General features: G+C 72.3%; 13 protein-coding genes. 9 read left to right on the forward strand and 4 right to left on the reverse strand.

Annotated features, from left to right (window positions below; all coding sequences use genetic code 11):
• The first annotated feature begins 16 nt into the window (after positions 1 to 16).
• Positions 17 to 1447 (forward strand): sugar porter family MFS transporter, encoded by a 1431-nt coding sequence (locus ACWF9Z_RS05765; RefSeq protein WP_453597794.1) that lies wholly within the window; start codon positions 17 to 19, stop codon positions 1445 to 1447.
• Positions 1448 to 1488: 41 nt separating this feature from the next.
• Here the strand turns inward: ACWF9Z_RS05765 and ACWF9Z_RS05770 are convergent, their stop codons facing one another.
• Positions 1489 to 2475, reverse strand: coding sequence for an LLM class flavin-dependent oxidoreductase (locus ACWF9Z_RS05770; protein WP_453597796.1), 987 nt, complete (start codon positions 2473 to 2475; stop codon positions 1489 to 1491).
• 63 nt (positions 2476 to 2538) lie between these two features.
• Entirely contained in the window at positions 2539 to 4026 is a 1488-nt protein-coding gene (locus ACWF9Z_RS05775) for a cytosine permease (protein WP_453597798.1), read from the reverse strand.
• A 141-nt stretch (positions 4027 to 4167) separates the two neighbouring features.
• On the opposite strand from ACWF9Z_RS05775, the gene ftsY reads away from it, so the two are divergent.
• A complete protein-coding gene (gene ftsY, locus ACWF9Z_RS05780) occupies positions 4168 to 5382 on the forward strand; it encodes a signal recognition particle-docking protein FtsY (protein WP_453597800.1) in 1215 nt (404 codons plus the stop codon).
• A gap of 87 nt (positions 5383 to 5469) precedes the next feature.
• On the opposite strand, the gene ACWF9Z_RS05785 is transcribed toward ftsY, so the two are convergent.
• Positions 5470 to 6141 (reverse strand): bifunctional DNA primase/polymerase, encoded by a 672-nt coding sequence (locus ACWF9Z_RS05785; protein ID WP_453597855.1) that lies wholly within the window; start codon positions 6139 to 6141, stop codon positions 5470 to 5472.
• 424 nt (positions 6142 to 6565) lie between these two features.
• On the opposite strand from ACWF9Z_RS05785, the gene nsdA reads away from it, so the two are divergent.
• From nsdA to ftsH, 6 genes are all read left to right on the forward strand, one after another.
• On the forward strand, positions 6566 to 8101 hold the full coding sequence (gene nsdA, locus ACWF9Z_RS05790; RefSeq protein WP_453597802.1) for a transcriptional repressor NsdA: 1536 nt from the start codon (positions 6566 to 6568) through the stop codon (positions 8099 to 8101).
• A gap of 336 nt (positions 8102 to 8437) precedes the next feature.
• Positions 8438 to 9784 carry an ammonium transporter gene (locus ACWF9Z_RS05795; protein ID WP_453597804.1) on the forward strand — a complete coding sequence of 449 codons (1347 nt, stop codon included), beginning with the start codon at positions 8438 to 8440 and terminating at the stop codon, positions 9782 to 9784.
• Positions 9781 to 10119, forward strand: coding sequence for a P-II family nitrogen regulator (locus tag ACWF9Z_RS05800; protein ID WP_112451060.1), 339 nt, complete (start codon positions 9781 to 9783; stop codon positions 10117 to 10119). The genes ACWF9Z_RS05795 and ACWF9Z_RS05800 overlap by 4 nt, the downstream gene beginning before the upstream one ends.
• A gap of 18 nt (positions 10120 to 10137) precedes the next feature.
• Positions 10138 to 12561, forward strand: coding sequence for a [protein-PII] uridylyltransferase (locus ACWF9Z_RS05805; protein WP_453597806.1), 2424 nt, complete (start codon positions 10138 to 10140; stop codon positions 12559 to 12561).
• 154 nt (positions 12562 to 12715) lie between these two features.
• Positions 12716 to 14290, forward strand: a complete 1575-nt coding sequence (ffh, locus tag ACWF9Z_RS05810) for a signal recognition particle protein (protein ID WP_453597808.1) — start codon at positions 12716 to 12718, stop codon at positions 14288 to 14290.
• Positions 14291 to 14584: 294 nt separating this feature from the next.
• Positions 14585 to 16414: an ATP-dependent zinc metalloprotease FtsH gene (ftsH, locus tag ACWF9Z_RS05815; protein ID WP_453597857.1), complete on the forward strand. Its 1830-nt coding sequence runs from the start codon at positions 14585 to 14587 to the stop codon at positions 16412 to 16414.
• An 85-nt stretch (positions 16415 to 16499) separates the two neighbouring features.
• Here ftsH and ACWF9Z_RS05820 read toward each other — a convergent pair whose 3' ends face one another.
• On the reverse strand, positions 16500 to 17225 hold the full coding sequence (locus ACWF9Z_RS05820; RefSeq protein WP_453597810.1) for a methyltransferase type 11: 726 nt from the start codon (positions 17223 to 17225) through the stop codon (positions 16500 to 16502).
• Positions 17226 to 17367: 142 nt separating this feature from the next.
• Here ACWF9Z_RS05820 and proS point away from each other — a divergent pair, with 142 nt between their 5' ends.
• Entirely contained in the window at positions 17368 to 18780 is a 1413-nt protein-coding gene (gene proS, locus ACWF9Z_RS05825; protein WP_453597812.1) for a proline--tRNA ligase, read from the forward strand.
• Positions 18781 to 18899 lie beyond the last annotated feature (119 nt).

Below are 18899 nucleotides of genomic sequence, written 5' to 3' on the forward strand. Positions count from 1 at the left end.
GGCCCAGGAGCGCACCTTGACCAGCACAGCGAACGCACCCGCGTCAGGCGGTGGAAGCGCGTCCCACCCCGACCACCTCGGCCACGTCATCTTCATCACCGCGGCCGCGGCCATGGGCGGCTTCCTCTTCGGCTATGACAGCGCCGTCATCAACGGCGCCGTGGAGGCGATCCGCGACCGCTTCGACGTCGGCTCGGCGGCGCTCGCCCAGGTGATCGCCGCGGCGCTGATCGGCTGCGCCATCGGCGCCGCCACAGCGGGCCGCCTCGCCGACCGGATCGGCCGAATCCGCTGCATGCAGATCGCCTCGGTCCTGTTCACCGCGAGCGCCATCGGCTCGGCCCTGCCGTTCGCCCTCTGGGACCTCGCCATGTGGCGCATCATCGGCGGCTTCGGCATCGGCATGGCCTCCGTCATCGGCCCCGCCTACATCGCCGAGGTCTCGCCGGCCGCCTACCGCGGCCGGCTGGCCTCGTTCCAGCAGGCCGCCATCGTCATCGGCATCGCCGTCTCGCAGCTGGTCAACTGGGGCATCCTCAACCTCGCCGACGGCGACCAGCGCGGCGAGATCGGCGGGCTCGAAGCCTGGCAGTGGATGCTCGGCGTGATGGTCGTCCCGGCCGCGCTCTACGGCCTGCTGTCCTTCGCCATCCCGGAGTCCCCGCGCTTCCTCGTCTCGGTCGGCCGCACGGCGAAGGCCAAGGAAGTCCTGCGCGAGGTCGAGGGCTCGGGCATCGACGCCGACGCCCGCGTCCGCGAGATCGACCACTCCATGCGCTCCGAGGTGAAGTCCACCTTCAAGGACCTGCTCGGCAGCCGCTTCGGCTTCCTGCCCATCGTCTGGGTCGGTATCGGTCTCTCGGTCTTCCAGCAGCTCGTCGGCATCAACGTGATCTTCTACTACAGCTCCTCGCTGTGGCAGTCGGTCGGCATCGACGCGAGCTCCTCGTTCCTGTACTCCTTCGAGACCTCGGTCGTGAACATCATCGGTACGGTCATCGCGATGATCTTCGTGGACCGGCTCGGCCGCAAGCCGCTCGCCCTCATCGGCTCCGTGGGCATGGCGCTGTCGCTGGGCACGGCGGCCTGGGCGTTCTCGTACAAGACCGGAACCGGCGACGACATCTCGCTGCCGCACGCGCAGGGCATCACCGCCCTGGTCGCGGCCAACCTCTTCGTCCTCTTCTTCGCCCTCTCCTGGGGCGTGGTGGTCTGGGTGCTGCTGGGCGAGATGTTCCCCGGCCGTATCCGCGCCGCAGCCCTCGGTGTGGCCGCCTCGGCCCAGTGGATCGCCAACTGGGTCATCACCGTCACGTTCCCGTCGCTGTCCGACTGGAATCTCTCGGGCGCCTACATGATCTACACGTTCTTCGCCCTGCTCTCGATCCCCTTCATCCTCAAATGGGTGCCGGAGACCAAGGGCAAGGCGCTGGAGGAGATGGGGTAACCACCCCCGCCAACGCCCCTTCTCCTCGATACTGCCCCGGCTCAGTCCTTGAGCCGGGGCAGTACCCGTTCGCAGAGCAGGTGCAGGCTGCGCCAGCCCTCGTCCAGCGGCATCCCGCCGCACAGCGGGTGCAGCACCAGGTTCCCCGCCTCACCCGCGCCCCGGGCGTACGCCACGGCCTCGTCCGGTGTGAGGATGCGGTACACGCCCTCCGCGCGGAGCTCCGCCACCGTGCGCGCGCCCGACCGCACGGCGCTGCGGATGTCCTTGGACTGCCAGGACGCGTACATCCCGGCCTCGTGCAGGAAGCGCTCGCCGTACTCGGCCCAGGCCCGGTCCGGGTCCTCGGCGATGTGCAGCAGCGGGGTCTCGGCCGCCGGCATCATGCAGAAGCCCTCCGTGCCGTACTCCGCGAGCTTCGCCTGGTAGTACGCCTCCAGCTCGGGCAGGTGGGCGCTCGGGAAGAACGGCAGCCCCAGGCGGGCCGCCCGGCGCGCCGCCGCCTCGGAGCTGCCGCCGACCAGGAGCAGCGGATGCGGCCGGGTGAACGGCCGCGGCGTGACGCGCACCGTCCGGCCGCGGAACTCGAACGGCTCACCCGTCCACGCCTTCAGCAGCGTCTCGAGCAGTTCGTCCTGGAGCTTGCCGCGCCGGCCCCACTCCACCCCGTGCTGCTCGTACTCCTCGGGCCGGTAGCCGATCCCGGCCACCGTGACCAGGCGCCCTCCGCTGAGGAGGTCGAGGACCGCGATGTCCTCGGCGACCTTCAGCGGGTCGTACAGCGGGCCGATGATCGCCGAGACGGTGACCGCGATCCGGCGGGTGGCGCCGAACACCGCGCCCGCGAAGGCGAAGGGGGAGGGCAGCCAGTTGTTGTCGGTGCCGTGGTGCTCTTCGGTCTGGATGGTGTCGATCCCGCGGTCGTCCGCGTACTTCGCCATCTCCAGTGCGGCCTTGTACCGGGCGGAGAGGGTTTCCGGGGTGCCGTTCGGGTCGATGAGATTGAACCGGGCCACGGTGATGGGCATGGAGGAGTCCCCCTTCGCCGGAGGTGGGTGGGCGGGCGAAGGGGGACGTTAGCTGACAGGGCGTCAGTTGGACAGGGTCGCGGCGGCCGGCCGCCCGTCCGCGGGGGCGGGCTCCGTCGTGCCGGGCTCCGTCGCCCCGGGCGAGGCCGGGCCGGGCGGCGCCGGGGCGGCCGGGGCGCTGCGCGGCAGGACCGCGTACAGCACGGCCGAGGTGGCGATGCCCGTCACCCAGCCGAGCCCGTTGCGGCCGGGCCAGGTGGTCGCCAGCGGGCCGCTGAACCAGTCGACCTTCGTGAACAGCAGGCCCACCACCAGGGCGGTGCCCCACGCGGTCATGGCCTGCCAGGCGAAGCCGCCCTTGTACCAGTAGGCGCTGGTCCGCGTGGTGTCCAGCAGCGCGGCGCCGTCGTAGGAGGTGCGGCGCAGCATGTCCACGCCGAAGACGCCGATCCAGGCGGAGAAGGCCACGGCCAGCAGGGTCAGGAAGGAGATGAACGAGCCGAAGAAGCTCGTCGCGACCACCATCAGCAGGAAGCCGAAGACCAGGCTGATGACGGCGTTGACGCTGACGGCGGCCGCGCGCGGGACCTTGATGCCGAGGGTCTGTGCGGTGAAGCCCGCCGAGTACATGGACATCGAGTTGATGAGCAGCATGCCGACCAGTGCGATCAGCAGGTACGGGACCGCGATCCAGATCGGCAGGAGCTCGCCGATGAAGGAGACCGGGTCCTGCGCGGTGGCCAGGTCGGGGGTGGCGACGGCCATCACCGCGCCCATCAGCACCATCGGGATGACGACGACGGCCGCGCCGCCGATGGTCGCGCCGACCATGCCCCGGGCCGAGGCCGTGCGGGGCAGGTACCGGGTGAAGTCCGGCCCGGACGGGACCCAGCTGATGCCGCCGGCCGCGATGGTGCCGATGCCCGCGACCATCATCGCGGTGGAACCGGCGGGCTTGCCGAAGACGGCGGACCAGTCGGTCTCGGCGACGAGGTAGCCGAGGACGAGCACGCTGAAGGCGCCGAAGAGGTACGTGGACCACGTGGAGCAGACGCGCAGCGCGTCGATGCCGAGGCCGGAGACCAGGAAGGTGCAGCCGACGAAGAAGAGCAGGGTGACCACGATCAGGGCGGTGTTCTTCTGAATGCCGAAGACCAGGTCGAGGACGGTCAGGACGGCGTACGCGCCGCTGACCGCGTTGATGGTCTCCCAGCCCCAGCGGGCGACCCAGATCAGGGCTCCGGGGAAGAGGTTGCCGCGCTGGCCGAAGACGGCCCGGGAGAGCGCCATGCCGGGGGAGCCGCCGCGCTTGCCCGCGATGGATATGAGCCCGACGATCCCGTAGGAGAGCACGGGGGCGGCGATCGCGACGACGAGCACCTGCCAGATGTTCAGCCCGTTGAAGATGACCAGGCCGGCGCCCATGGTCAGGAGCAGCACGCTGATGTTGGCGGCGACCCAGGTCGGCACGAGCTCGCGGACCCGGCCGCGGCGCTCCTCGTCCGGGACCGGCTCCAGGCCACGGGACTCGACGGTGGTCTCGGCAGGCATAGGTGTACTCCGGGGGCGGCGGGCGGCGGGGTCGTTCATCATCGTAGATTTGCCGCAAAAAGCATAAACAGAGGCTTACGTCCTGGTGCGAACCTCCAGGGTCCCCGCTCCGGGGCGCGCGTGGCCGATACTGGGTGCGTTATGGACATCCTCATCCTTGCTGTAGTCATCGCCCTGGTCGCGGTCGGCGCCATCAGCGGGCTCGTGGTCGGCAGCCGCAAGAAGAAGCAGCTGCCTCCGCCGGCGCCGTCGAGCACGCCGACCATCACTGCCCCGCCCGCCGAACCGCAGGTGGGGGAGGACGCCGCACCGACGGCGCAAGAGCCGCGCCGCACGATCGAGGAGGTCGTGCTCCCCGAGGCCGAGGCCCCCGTCGCGGAGCCCGAGGCCCCCGTCTCCGAGGCTCCGGCCGCGCCCGAGATCGAGGTGCCCGAGCCCACCGCCGGCCGCCTGATCCGGCTGCGCGCCCGCCTCGCCCGGTCGCAGAACTCGCTCGGCAAGGGGCTGCTCACGCTGCTCTCCCGCGAGCACCTCGACGAGGACACCTGGGAGGAGATCGAGGAGACCCTCCTCATCGCCGACGTGGGCGTCGCGCCGACCCAGGAACTGGTGGACCGGCTCCGCGAGCGGGTCAAGGTGCTCGGCACCCGCACCCCCGCCGATCTGCGCGCCCTGCTGAAGGAGGAGCTGGTCGCCCTCCTCGGCACCGACTTCGACCGCGCCGTGAAGACCGAGAGCGGCGTGGACACCCCCGCCGTCGTGATGGTCGTCGGCGTGAACGGCACCGGCAAGACCACCACCACCGGCAAGCTCGCCCGCGTGCTCGTCGCCGACGGGCGCAGCGTCGTGCTCGGCGCCGCCGACACCTTCCGCGCCGCCGCCGCGGACCAGCTCCAGACCTGGGGCGAGCGGGTCGGCGCGCGCACCGTGCGCGGTCCCGAGGGCGGCGACCCGGCCTCGATCGCCTACGACGCGGTCAAGGAGGGCATCGCCGAGGGCGCCGACGTGGTGCTCATCGACACCGCGGGCCGCCTGCACACCAAGACCGGCCTCATGGACGAGCTCGGCAAGGTCAAGCGCGTCGTGGAGAAGCACGGCCCGCTGGACGAGATCCTGCTGGTCCTGGACGCCACCACCGGGCAGAACGGCCTCACCCAGGCCCGCGTGTTCGCGGAGGTCGTCGACATCACCGGCATCGTGCTGACCAAGCTCGACGGCACCGCCAAGGGCGGCATCGTCATCGCCGTCCAGCGCGAGCTGGGCGTCCCGGTCAAGCTCGTCGGCCTCGGCGAGGGCGCGGACGACCTGGCCCCCTTCGAGCCGGAGGCCTTCGTCGACGCCCTGATCGGCGACTGACCGGCCTCACGAGGCTCACGAGCCCCGCGTACGAAGGCCAGTGCCCCCGCGGTCCCACGGACCCGGGGGCACTGCCGTGCGCGGGGGTCAGGCCCTGCGCAGCCGGTGGCAGAGATAGGCGAGGGTGCCCAGCAGCAGCCGGGCCTGGGGCGGGTCCCCGGCCGAGTCCAGCGCCGGCGGGCGGAGCCAGGCCATCGGGCCGAGCCCCGCGAAGTCGCAGGGCGGTGCGGTGACGTACGCCCCCGGGCCGAGGGCGCGCAGATCGAGTCCGGCGTCGTCCCAGCCCATCCGGTAGAGCAGCTGCGGCAGCTCGGCCGCCGCGCCCGGGGCCACGAAGAACTGGGCCCGGCCGTCCGGGGTCGTGGTGACGGGGCCGAGCGGCAGCCCCATCCGCTCCAGCCGGACCAGCGCCTGGCGCCCGGCCTCCTCGGCCACCTCGATGACGTCGAAGGAGCGGCCCACGGGGAGGAGCACCGCGGCCCCCGGGTACCCGCTCCAGGTCTCGGTGACCTCGTCGAGGGTGGCTCCGGCCGGGACCGTCGGCGCGAGGGCCAGCGGATGCGCCCCCGGCGCACTGCAATGCATATGACCGCAGGAGCAGTCGCGGGCGGGCGCCGCCGCCCGTGCGCCGGGAACCACGTCCCAGCCCCACAGTCCGGTGTATTCCGCCACCGCCGTGCACTCCGACGTCCGGCCTCGGCGCCGAGCGCCGGAACGGAACTCCTTGGTGCCGCGGCTGCCGCCGATCGTGAAGCCCATGCCCATGCCCCCTCCAACGGGTCGGACGTGCCGGTGGTTACGACGTCGGCGCCACCTGATGCGGGCGGGGCGCGGAATCCGGGCGGTGCCGGGCCGTGCGGGTCCGCCCCGGCCGTCACCCGGCGCACTCCTCGCCGCGTGCGCCCCGAGCGCACCTCTGTCCATCCGATCGGTTTCACCTTCGTGTCAAGTGAATCGCGCCTGGCAGGTGGCGAGTTCATTCGAAGGGGTGGCGAATGGTGGCGTTTCCGGGATCGACCTCGCGGCAGGGGTGATCGTAGGATTACTTTCGGTACACGAAGCGAGAAGGCAGACTCGTCCGCGGGTATGCCGGAGGCAAGGTGTGAAGGATCCGTGAAGACGGATCTTCGTCGGCTTGTGACGGGCCTCGTGTCGAAAACGGCTGAGTGATAGGGGCGTTCCAGTGAGCGGCAACGACGCAAGCGGAACGAGTGCGGAGTCCGACATGTCGGCCGCCGAGGCGTCGGAGCTGCCGGAGCAGGGCGAGGCCGCCCGCAACGAGCAGCTGACGTCGTGGTTCGTCCGCAGCGGGTGGTCCAAGGGCGAGCTCGCCCGCCAGGTCAACCGCCGCGCCCGCCAGATGGGCGCCCACCACATCAGCACCGACACCTCCCGCGTCCGCCGCTGGCTCGACGGCGAGCAGCCCCGCGAACCCGTCCCGCGGATCCTCTCCGAGCTGTTCTCCGAACGCTTCGGCTCCGTGGTCGCCATCGAGCACCTGGGCCTGCGCTCCGCCCACCAGACCCCCTCGGTCTCCGGCGTCGACCTGCCCTGGGCCGGCCCGCAGACCGTCGAGCTGCTCGGCGAGTTCTCCCGCAGCGACCTGATGCTGGCCCGCCGCGGCTTCCTCGGGACCTCGCTCGCCCTCTCCGCGGGCCCGGCCCTCATCGAGCCCATGCAGCGCTGGCTCGTCCCGGTCCCGGCCGCTGACCCGGGGCCGCGCGCGGCCGGGCCGGCGGGCGCCCTCGGCGGCCACCGGCCGCCCCGGCTCTCCGAGCCCGAGCTCGGGCTCCTCGAAGCCACCACCGTGATGTTCCGCCAGTGGGACGCCCAGTGCGGCGGCGGACTGCGCCGCAAGGCCGTCGTCGGCCAGCTCCACGAGGTCACCGACCTGCTCCAGGAGCACCATCCGGCCCCGGTCATGAAGCGGCTCTTCAAGGTCGCCGCGGAACTCGCCGAACTCGCCGGCTGGATGAGCTACGACATCGGCCTGCACCCGACCGCGCAGAAGTACTTCGTCCTCGCGCTGCACGCCGCCAAACAGGGCGGCGACAAGCCGCTGGGCTCGTACATCCTCTCGAGCATGAGCCGCCAGATGATCCACCTGGGCCGCCCCGAGGACGCCCTGGAGCTCATCCACCTCGCCCAGTACGGCAGCCGCGACTGCGCGGGGCCCCGTACCCAGGCCATGCTGTATGCGATGGAGGCCCGCGCCTACGCCAACATGGGCCAGCCCAGCCGGTGCAAGCGGGCCGTGCGGATGGCCGAGGACACCTTCTCCGACGTCGGCTTCGGCGGCGAGTCCGAGCCCGACTGGATCCGCTTCTTCTCCGAGGCCGAGCTCAACGGCGAGAACTCCCACTCCTACCGCGATCTCGCCTACGTGGCCGGCCGCAGCCCCATGTACGCCTCCCTCGCCGAGCCCGTCATGCGGCGCGCCGTCGAGCTCTTCGAGAAGGACGAGGAGCACCAGCGCTCGCTGGCCCTCAACCTCGTCGGCCTGGCCACCGTGCACCTGCTCCAGCGCGAGCCCGAGCAGGCCGCGGTCCTCGTCGGCCGCGCCCTCGACGTGGCGGGAAAGGTGCGGTCCGAACGGGTGAACACCCGACTGCGCAAGACCGTCGACGCCGCCGCGCGTGAGTACGGCGACGTCGCCGACGTGGTCCGGCTCACCGACCACCTCGCCTCCCGGCTCCCCGAAGCCGCAGAGGCCGTCTGACGGCTCTCCGGCCGCCACCCAAGGCCCCCGGCCGCGGCAGTCACCCCGTGAAGCCCGATCAGGCTCCCCCAGCCAGGTTCCCCGGGTCATCGCCGCGGCCGGGTCCCGCACGCCCCGCTCCATGAACCACTCGTTCATGGACGCGTAACACGCGGGACCTCTTCGTCATCCACGCGAAACACCCAGCGGCGCCGCCGGAAACCGGCCTGCGCGAATCTCAGGGCCATTAACCGGCCAGCCCCCGGGCCGGTGCCCTCAGGCCTGATTCAAGAACCAGCGCCGCCCAGGTTTTCACGGTCGCCCGCACGCGAACGTACCGACGACGAGGAGACGCCGATGGCATCAGCCATCACGACCCTCGCGGCAGACGCCCCGACACTGTCTGCCGCGAACACCGGGTTCATGCTCATCTGCTCCGCCCTGGTCATGCTGATGACCCCGGGACTCGCCTTCTTCTACGGAGGCATGGTCCGCGTCAAGAGCAGCCTCAACATGCTGATGATGAGCTTCATCAGCCTCGGGATCGTCACGATCCTCTGGGTCCTCTTCGGATTCAGCCTCGCCTTCGGCGCCGACTCCGGTTCCCTCATCGGCTGGACCTCCGACTACGTCGGCCTCAGCGGCATCGGGATCACCGAGCTGTGGGACGGCTACACCATCCCCGTCTACGTCTTCGCCGTCTTCCAGCTGATGTTCGCGATCATCACCCCGGCCCTGATCAGCGGTGCGCTGGCCGACCGCGTGAAGTTCAGCGCGTGGGCGCTGTTCATCACCCTCTGGGTCACCGTCGTCTACTTCCCCGTCGCCCACTGGGTGTGGGGCGCCGGCGGCTGGCTCTTCGAGCTCGGCGTCATCGACTTCGCCGGCGGCACCGCCGTCCACATCAACGCGGGCGCCGCGGCCCTCGGCGTGATCCTGGTCATCGGCAAGCGCGTCGGGTTCAAGAAGGACCCGATGCGCCCGCACAGCCTCCCGCTCGTGATGCTCGGCGCCGGCCTGCTGTGGTTCGGCTGGTTCGGCTTCAACGCCGGATCCTGGCTCGGCAACGACGACGGCGTCGGCGCGGTCATGTTCGTCAACACCCAGGTCGCCACGGCCGCCGCCATGCTCGCCTGGCTCGGCTACGAGAAGCTGCGCCACGGCTCCTTCACCACCCTCGGCGCCGCCTCCGGCGCGGTCGCGGGCCTCGTCGCCATCACCCCCTCCGGCGGCTCCTGCTCCCCGCTCGGCGCGATCGCCATCGGCGTCATCGCCGGTGTCGTGTGCGCCATGGCCGTCGGCCTGAAGTACAAGTTCGGCTTCGACGACTCGCTCGACGTCGTCGGCGTCCACCTCGTCGGAGGTGTCCTGGGCTCCCTCCTCGTCGGTTTCTTCGCCACCGGCGGGGTCCAGTCCGACGCGGCCGGCCTCTTCTACGGCGGCGGCCTGGAGCAGCTCGGCAAGCAGGCCGTGGGAGTCTTCTCCGTCCTGGCCTACTCTCTCGTGGCGTCCGCGGTACTCGCCTTCCTCCTCGACAAGACGATCGGCATGCGCGTATCGGAGGACGACGAGGTCTCCGGCATCGACCAGGTCGAACACGCCGAGACCGCCTACGACTTCAGCGGAGCCGGCGGTGGTTCCTCCTCGCGGAGCACCGCCGCACCCGCCCCCGTTGCCGCCGCGAGCAAGAAGGTTGACGCATGAAGCTCATCACCGCGATCGTGAAGCCCCACCGGCTGGACGAGATCAAGGAAGCCCTGCACCGCTTCGGGGTCCAGGGCCTCACGGTCTCCGAGGCCAGCGGCTACGGCCGCCAGCGCGGCCACACCGAGGTCTACCGGGGCGCCGAGTACACGGTGGACCTCGTACCGAAGATCCGCATCGAGGTGCTCGTCGAGGACGGCGACGCCGAGGACGTGATGCGGATCGTGGTCGACGCCGCCCAGACCGGCAAGATCGGCGACGGCAAGGTGTGGAGCATCCCCGTGGACTCGGTCATCCGGGTCCGCACCGGCGAGCGCGGCGCTGACGCGCTCTAGACGACGGGAGCTCCTGGGTTGACGAGCGTCGAAGAGACAACGGACAACACGGCCGGCTCGGGACCCAGCGGTTACGCCGCGGCCCGGCTGCGACTCCTCCAGGAGGAGTCGCGGTCCGGGCCCTCCCGGCGTTCGGCCCTGGCCGCCCTGACCGACGACTGGCTGAAGACGCTGTTCGCCACCGCCGTCGGGGAAACGGGCGTACGGGGCGCCGCCCTCGTCGCCGTCGGCGGCTACGGACGCGCCGAACTCTCCCCCCGCAGCGACCTCGACCTGGTCCTGCTCCACGACGGCAAGGCCGAACCGCGCGACCTGGCCGCCCTGGCCGACCGGCTCTGGTATCCCGTCTGGGACCTGGGGCTCGCCCTCGACCACTCGGTCCGCACCCCGGGCGAAGCCCGCAAGACCGCCGCCGAGGACCTCAAGGTGCACCTCGGACTGCTGGACGCCCGGCCCGTCGCGGGCGACGCCGGACTCCTCGCCGGGCTGCGCACCTCCGTCCTGGCCGACTGGCGCAACCTCGCCGCCAAGCGGCTCCCGGAGCTGCACTCCCTGTGCCTCGAGCGGGCGGAGCGCGCCGGGGAACTGCGCTTCCTGCTGGAACCCGACCTCAAGGAGGCCCGCGGCGGTCTGCGCGACGTCACCGCCCTGCGGGCCGTCGCCGCGTCCTGGCTGGCCGACGCGCCGCGCGAGGGCCTCGCCGACGCCCGGCGCCGCCTGCTCGACGCCCGCGACGCCCTCCACCTGGTGACCGGCCGGGCCACCGAGCGGCTCTCCCTCCAGGAACAGACCCCGGTCGCGGCCCGGCTCGGGCTGCTCGACGCCGACGCCCTGCTCCGGGAGGTGTACGAGGCCGCGCGCGTGGTCTCGTACGCCGGCGACGTGACCTGGCGCGAGGTCGGACGCGTCCTGCGCGCGCGGGCCGCGCGGCCCAGGCTCCGGGGCCTCCTCGGCAGCCGGGGCGCCGCGCCCGAGCGGGCACCCCTCGCCGAAGGCGTCGTGGAGTCCGACGGCGAGGCCGTACTGGCCCTGGCGGCCCGGCCCGACCGGGACCCGGTCCTGCCGCTGCGCTTCGGCGCCGCCGCGGCGCAGGCGGGACTGCCCGTCTCGCTGCACGCCGTGCGCAGGCTCGCCGCCCAGGCGAAGCCGCTGCCGGTGCCCTGGCCGGCGGAGGCGCGGGAGCAGCTGATCACGCTGCTGGGCGCGGGGGAGCCCACCGTGGCCGTGTGGGAGGCGCTGGAGGCCGAGGGGATCGTCACCAAGCTGCTGCCCGACTGGGAGCGGGTGAGGTGCCGGCCGCAGCGCAACCCCGTCCACACCTGGACCGTGGACCGCCACCTCGTCGAGACGGCCGTCCGGGCCTCGGAACTGACCCGCCGGGTGGGCCGCCCCGACCTCCTCCTGATGGCCGCGCTGCTGCACGACATCGGCAAGGGCTGGCCCGGCGACCACTCGGTGGCGGGCGAGACCATCGCCCGGGACGTCGCCGCACGGGTGGGCTTCGACGCGGAGGACGTCGCCGTGCTCGGCGTCCTCGTCCGCCACCACCTGCTGCTCATCGACACCGCGACCCGCCGGGACCTGGACGACCCGGCGACGGTGAAGGCGGTCGCGGAGGCCGTCGGCTCGCCGGGAACGCTGGAAGTGCTGCACGCCCTGACGGAGGCGGACGCACTGGCCACCGGACCGGCGGCGTGGAGCACCTGGCGGGGCTCGCTCGTGGCGGACCTGGTCGCGCGGGTCGCCGCGGTCCTGCGGGGAGCGGCCCCGGCGGTGACGGAGCTGGAGATCCCGACGACGGAACAGGAACGCCTCGCGGTGGAGGCGCTGCGGACCGGGGAACCGGTCCTGGCCCTGCACGCCCGGCAGGAGGAGGACGCGGTCGGCGTGGAGCTGGTGGTGGCCGTACCCGACCAGCCGGGTGTCCTGCCCGCGGTCGCGGGCGTGCTCGCACTGCACCGCCTGACGGTCCGGGCGGCCGAGCTGCGCTCCCTGGAGCTCCCCGACCGGCTGGGCGAGGTGCTGGTCCTGCGCTGGCGGGTGTCCGCCGAGTACGGGGCCCTGCCGCAGGCCGCGCGGCTGCGTACGGACCTGGTGCGGGCGCTGGACGGCTCGCTGGACGTCCCGGCGAAGCTGGCGGACCGCGAGGCGGCGTACCCGCGCCGGCGCGGCGTCGTCCCGCCGCCGCCCCGGGTCGCGGTGGTGCCGGAGGTCTCCTCCCTGGCCACGGTCCTGGAGGTGCGCGCCCCCGACGCCGTGGGGCTGCTGCACCGGATCGGCCGGGCCCTGGAATCCGCGGGCGTCAGGGTCCGCAGCGCGCACGTCTCGACGCTCGGCGCGAACGCGGTGGACACGCTCTACGTGACCACGGTGGACGGCAAACCCCTGGATCCGGCGGATGCCGCCGCCCTGGCCGCCTCGGTCGAGTCGGCCCTGGCGTAGCGGGGACCGCCGCCCACGGCGGCTTCCCCCGCCCCGCCCCTCCCCGAATCCTGGGGACGGGGCGGGGATTCCCGCCCGCAGGGCCAGGCAGGTGGCGCGGCCCGATACCCTGGGGGACGACCACACGCCCCCGACCCGAGGAATCGCGACCACCGTGTTCGATACGCTTTCCGACCGCCTCAGCGCGACCTTCAAGTCCCTCCGGGGCAAAGGCCGCCTCTCCGAGCAGGACATCGACGCTGCGGCGCGGGAAATCCGTATCGCCCTCCTCGAGGCCGACGTCGCCCTCCCCGTCGTGCGCTCCTTCATCGCGAACGTCAAGGAGCGGGCCCGCGGCGAAGAGGTCTCCAAGGCCCTGAACCCGGGCCAGCAGGTCCTCAAGATCGTCAACGACGAGCTGGTCTCGATCCTCGGCGGCGAGACCCGGCGGCTGCGCTTCGCCAAGACCGCGCCCACCGTGATCATGCTCGCCGGCCTCCAGGGTGCCGGTAAGACCACCCTCGCCGGAAAGCTCGGCCTGTGGCTGAAGGGGCAGGGCCACGCCCCGCTCCTCGTCGCGTGCGACCTCCAGCGCCCCAACGCCGTCAACCAGCTCTCCGTCGTCGCGGAGCGGGCCGGCGTCGCGGTCTACGCGCCCGCCCCCGGCAACGGCGTCGGTGACCCGGTCCAGGTCGCCAAGGACTCGATCGAGTACGCCCGCACCAAGCAGTACGACATCGTCATCGTCGACACCGCCGGCCGCCTCGGCATCGACCAGGAGCTGATGCAGCAGGCCGCGGACATCCGCGACGCCGTCAGCCCGGACGAGATCCTCTTCGTCGTCGACGCCATGATCGGCCAGGACGCGGTCAACACCGCCGAGGCCTTCCGCGACGGCGTCGGCTTCGACGGCGTGGTGCTCTCCAAGCTCGACGGCGACGCGCGGGGCGGTGCCGCGCTCTCCATCGCGCACGTCACCGGCAAGCAGATCATGTTCGCCTCGAACGGCGAGAAGCTCGACGAGTTCGACGCCTTCCACCCGGACCGCATGGCGGGCCGGATCCTCGACATGGGTGACATGCTCACCCTGATCGAGCAGGCCGAGAAGACGTTCAGCCAGGACGAAGCCGAGAAGATGGCGGCGAAGCTGGCGAAGGGCCCGAAGGAGTTCACGCTCGACGACTTCCTGGCCCAGATGGAGCAGGTCCGCAAGATGGGCTCCATCTCCAAGCTCCTCGGGATGCTCCCCGGCATGGGGCAGATCAAGGACCAGATCAACAACATCGACGAGCGCGACGTCGACCGCACCGCGGCCGTCATCAAGTCGATGACCCCGGCCGAGCGCCAGGACCCGCACATCATCAACGGCTCGCGCCGCGCCCGTATCGCCAAGGGTGCCGGTGTCGAGGTCAGCGCCGTGAAGTCGCTCGTCGAGCGGTTCTTCGAGGCCCGCAAGATGATGTCCCGCATGGCCCAGGGCGGCGGCATGCCCGGCATGCCGGGCATCCCCGGGATGGGCGGCGGCCCCGGCCGGCAGAAGAAGCAGGTCAAGCAGGCCAAGGGCAAGCGCAAGAGCGGCAACCCGATGAAGCGCAAGGAAGACGAGGCCGCGGCCGCCGCGCGCCGCGAGGCGGGCCCGCAGGCGGTCGAGCCCGCCGCGGGCGGCAGCCCGTTCGGCCTTCCGGCCGGCGGGGCGCAGCCCGGCAAGGACTTCGACCTTCCGGACGAGTTCAAGAAGTTCATGAAGTAGCGCGGTGCCGCGCGAGCCCCGGCCGGATCGATCCGGCCGGGGCTTCCGCGTTCCTGCGTTCCTGCGTTCCCGCGGGCCGCCGTATGCCGCCGTGTGCTGTCGGTCCGCCCCGCGGGGGCGCCGGCCGCCCGCCGTTCCCGCCAGCGCGATGATCCGGTTTGTCGCTTATGGTCGGCCGGGAGGACGGCAGAAGGAGGCCACGTGCCCAGCCCCACCCCCGTACCGCCCCGCGACCGGGCCGATACGCCCTGGCGCTCCGAGGGCGCGCCGCCCGCCCCGCCGCCGAAGCGGAAGATGCCGGGCGGCTGGCGAGGCCTGATCCTCACCGCCCTGATCGTCTACCTGGTGACCAACCTGGTGCTCTCCTTCTTCAACGAGGGCGACGAGCCGACCATCTCGTACACCGAGTTCAGCAAGCAGGTGGCCGCCGGCAACGTCTCGAAGATCTACGCCAAGGGCGACGCCATCCAGGGCCAGCTGAAGGCCGAACAGCCCAAGCCGGACGGCGACAAGGGCGACTACACCAAATTCCGGTCCCAGCGCCCGGCCTTCGCCGAGGACGACCTGTGGGCCGACCTCACCCGGCACGGCGTGATCGTCACCGCCTCCCCGGTCGTCGAACAGCGCAGCTTCCTGGCCAACCTGCTGATCTCGCTGGCCCCGATGCTGCTGCTGATCCTCCTGTGGGTGTTCATCGCCCGCCGGATGAGCGGCGTGGGCGCCGGGGGCATGGGCGGCCTCGGCCGCAAGGCGCCGCCGAAACCGGTGGAGCTGGAAGGCGCCAAGCGCACCACGTTCGAGGACGTGGCCGGCATCGACGAGGTCGCGGGCGAGCTCGACGACGTCGTGGACTTCCTCAAGAACCCCGGCCAGTACCGCGAGATGGGCGCCCGGATGCCCGGTGGGGTGCTGCTCGCCGGCCCGCCCGGCACCGGCAAGACCCTGCTCGCGCGGGCGCTCGCGGGCGAGGCCGGCGTGCCGTTCTTCTCCGCCTCGGCCTCCGAGTTCATCGAGATGATCGTCGGCGTCGGCGCCTCCCGCGTACGGGAACTCTTCGCCGAGGCGCGCAAGGTGGCCCCCGCGATCGTCTTCATCGACGAGATCGACACCATCGGGCGGGTGCGCGGCGGCGGCGCCGCCATGGGCGGCCACGACGAGCGCGAGCAGACCCTGAACCAGATCCTCACCGAGATGGACGGCTTCTCCGGGTCCGAAGGCGTGGTGGTCCTGGCCGCGACCAACCGCGCCGACGTCCTGGACCCGGCGCTGACCCGGCCGGGCCGCTTCGACCGCACCGTCGTGGTCTCCCCGCCCGACCGGGCCGGACGCGAGGCGATCCTGCGCATCCACACCCGGGACATCCCGCTCGCCGGCGGCGTCGACCTCGCCCAGGTGGCCCGTACGACGCCGGGCATGACCGGCGCCGAACTGGCCAACCTCGCCAACGAGGCCGCCCTGCTCGCCGTGAAACGGCAGCAGAAGGAGGTCACCCAGGCGGACCTCTCCGACGCGCTGGAGAAGGTCCAGCTCGGCGCCGAACGGCCGTTGGTCATGCCGGAGGAGGAACGCCGGCGCACCGCGTACCACGAGGGCGGGCACGCCCTGCTGGGCATGCTCCAGCCGGGCGCGGACCCCGTCCGGAAGATCACCATCGTGCCGCGCGGGCGCGCGCTCGGCGTCACCCTCTCCACCCCGGACGCGGACCGCTACGCGTACACGGAGGAGTACCTGCGCGGCCGCATCATCGGCGCGCTCGGCGGCATGGCGGCCGAGGAGGTCGTCTACCGGGTCGTCACCACGGGCGCGGAGAACGACCTGGAACAGGTCACCAACCTCGCGCGGGGCATGGTCGCCCGGTGGGGCATGAGCAAGCGCATCGGCCCGCTGACGGCGATCCCCTCGGACGGCCAGAGCCCCTACGGCCTCTCCGCGGCCCCCGCCACCCTCGACGCGGTGGACCACGAGATGCGCCGCATCGTCGAGGAGTGCTACGTGGAGGCCTGCCGGCTGCTGAGCGAGAACCGCGACAAGCTCGACGCCCTCGCCGAGGCCCTGGTGGCGAACGAGACCCTGGACGAGGTCGCCGCCTACGCCGCCGCGGGCATCGCCCGGCTCCACAAGTAGCCGCGGGGCCCGGCCGCGGACGGCACCGGCCACCGGCGGGCGGCGCGGGGCCCCGGGCAGTGAGCGAGGGGCCCCGCGACGGCCGTCAGACCGTCCGGGCGATCACGTAGCGGAAGATGTTCGGCAACCAGACGGCGCCGTCGGGTCGCTCGTACGGGTGAAGCGCCTCCGCGAGTTCCTTCTCCGCGAGGGCCGGATCGGCCATGTCGAAACGCCCCGCGGAAGCCGCTCCGGCGGATCCGGAGCCCGCGCCGGGATACAGCCCCGTCGACAGGAGCCCGCGCACCGCGCTGTCCACGTCCGCGTACCCGAACGGGCAGAACACCCGCCCCGACCCGTCCGGGACCAGCCCGGCCCGCGCCACCATCGCGTCCAGGTCCCGCACCACGGGGCCGCCGCCCAGGACGTGCGGCACCGTGCAACGCTCCGCCGGTCCCCAGTCGGCCAGCACCACCGTCCCGCCGCCCCGCCGCAGCGCGGGCAGCGCCGCGGCCAGCGTGCCCGGACCCGGCGAGAAGGCCAGCAGCACGTCGTACGGCACCGCGGGCACCGGCGGCGCCGCCAGCACCTCGAGCAGCCGTTCCCGGGCCAGCGCCCGGCGGGCCGGATCCGCCTCCACACCCGTGGCCACGGCTCCCCGGCCGGAAGCCAGCAGCAGCGGCAGGCCGGCCCCGCAGCCCAGGCCGAGCAGACGGTCGCCCGGCCCGATCTCGAGACGGTCGTAGACCGCGTCGTAGAGCGGTACGAGCATCCGCTCCTGGATTTCCGCCCAGTCCCGGGCAGCAAGCGTCGCCGTCGGCGTCGGTGTCATCGAATGAGCGCTCCTGATTCCGTTTCGCCCCCATGCCCCCGCTGCCAGAGAACTCCCGATTGGCGCCCGCGTCCAGAGGAGCGCGCCACCCGGTTCACACCCGATTCACGCTGGGCGCGCCGGGCGCCGTACCATTCGCGCCATGGCAAAGGCACCCGTTCTCACCCCCCAGGCGGAGGATTTTCCCCGCTGGTACCAGGATCTGATCAACAAGGCCGAACTGGCCGACAACGGTCCGGTACGCGGCACCATGGTCATCCGGCCGTACGGCTACGGCCTGTGGGAGCGGATGCAGCAGGAGATGGACGCGCGGATCAAGGACGCGGGCGCCCAGAACGCGTACTTCCCGCTGTTCATCCCGCAGTCGTACCTGACGAAGGAAGCCGAGCACGTCGAGGGCTTCGCCCCCGAGCTGGCGGTCGTCACGCACGGCGGCGGCAAGGAGCTGGACGAGCCGGTCGTCGTCCGCCCCACCTCCGAGACGATCATCAACGACTACTTCTCCAAGTGGGTCCAGAGCTACCGCGACCTGCCCCTGCTGATCAACCAGTGGGCGAACGTGGTCCGCTGGGAAATGCGTCCGCGCGTCTTCCTCCGTACGAGCGAGTTCCTCTGGCAGGAGGGCCACACGGCCCACGTCTCCTACGAGGACGCCCGCGACTACGCGGCCCGGATCCACCGCGACGTCTACGGCGACTTCATGACGAACGTGCTCGGCATCGACGTCGTGCTCGGCCGCAAGACCGCCAAGGAGCGCTTCGCCGGCGCCATCAACACCCTCACCCTCGAGGGCATGATGGGCGACGGCAAGGCCCTGCAGCTGGGCACGAGCCACGAGCTGGGCACCAACTTCGCCAAGGCCTTCAACACGCAGTACCTGTCGAAGGAAGGCAAGCAGGAGCTGGTCTGGCAGACCTCGTGGGGCGTCTCGACCCGCATGGTCGGCGGCCTGATCATGTCGCACGGCGACGACAGCGGCCTGCGCGTCCCGCCGCGCCTGGCGCACGTCCAGGTCGTCGTCATGGCGATCAAGGGCGACGAGGCCGTGACGAAGGTCCGTGAGCTGGGTGCCCAGCTCAAGGCCGCCGGTCTGCGCGTGTTCGTCGACGACCGCGTCGACACCCCCTTCGGCCGCCGCGCCGTGGACTGGGAGCTCAAGGGCGTACCGGTCCGCGTCGAGATCGGCCCGCGCGACCTGGAAGCCGGCACCGCGATGCTGGCCCGCCGCATCCCGGGCGGCAAGGAGGCCGTGCAGATCTCCGCCCTCGCCGACCTGCTGCCCAAGGTGCTGGAGGAGGACCAGGCGCAGCTGCTGCGCGAGTCCCGCGAGCGCCGGCTGGCCCGCACCTCCGATGTCGCCACCCTCGAGGAGGCCGCCGAGGCCGCCGTCGCGGGCGGCTGGGCGCGGATCCCGTGGGCCGACCTCGGCCCCGAGGGCGAGGCGAAGCTCGCGGAGCAGGCCGTCTCCGTCCGCTGCCTGATCGCCGAGGACGGCTCCGTCCCGGAGGCGGACGACGCCCCCGGCACCCTCGCCGTCGTCGCGCGCTCGTACTAGCCGGTCCGGCTCCGGCCGTGGGGGGCGGGGGGGGGCGCGCGGGGCCCGCGGCGGCGCGGGCTGCCGGTGGTCAGGGACATCGCCACCGGAATTGAGCGACCCACCCCGGCCGGGCACGC

The sequence above is a fragment of the Streptomyces sp. NPDC054961 genome, from assembly GCF_053609145.1.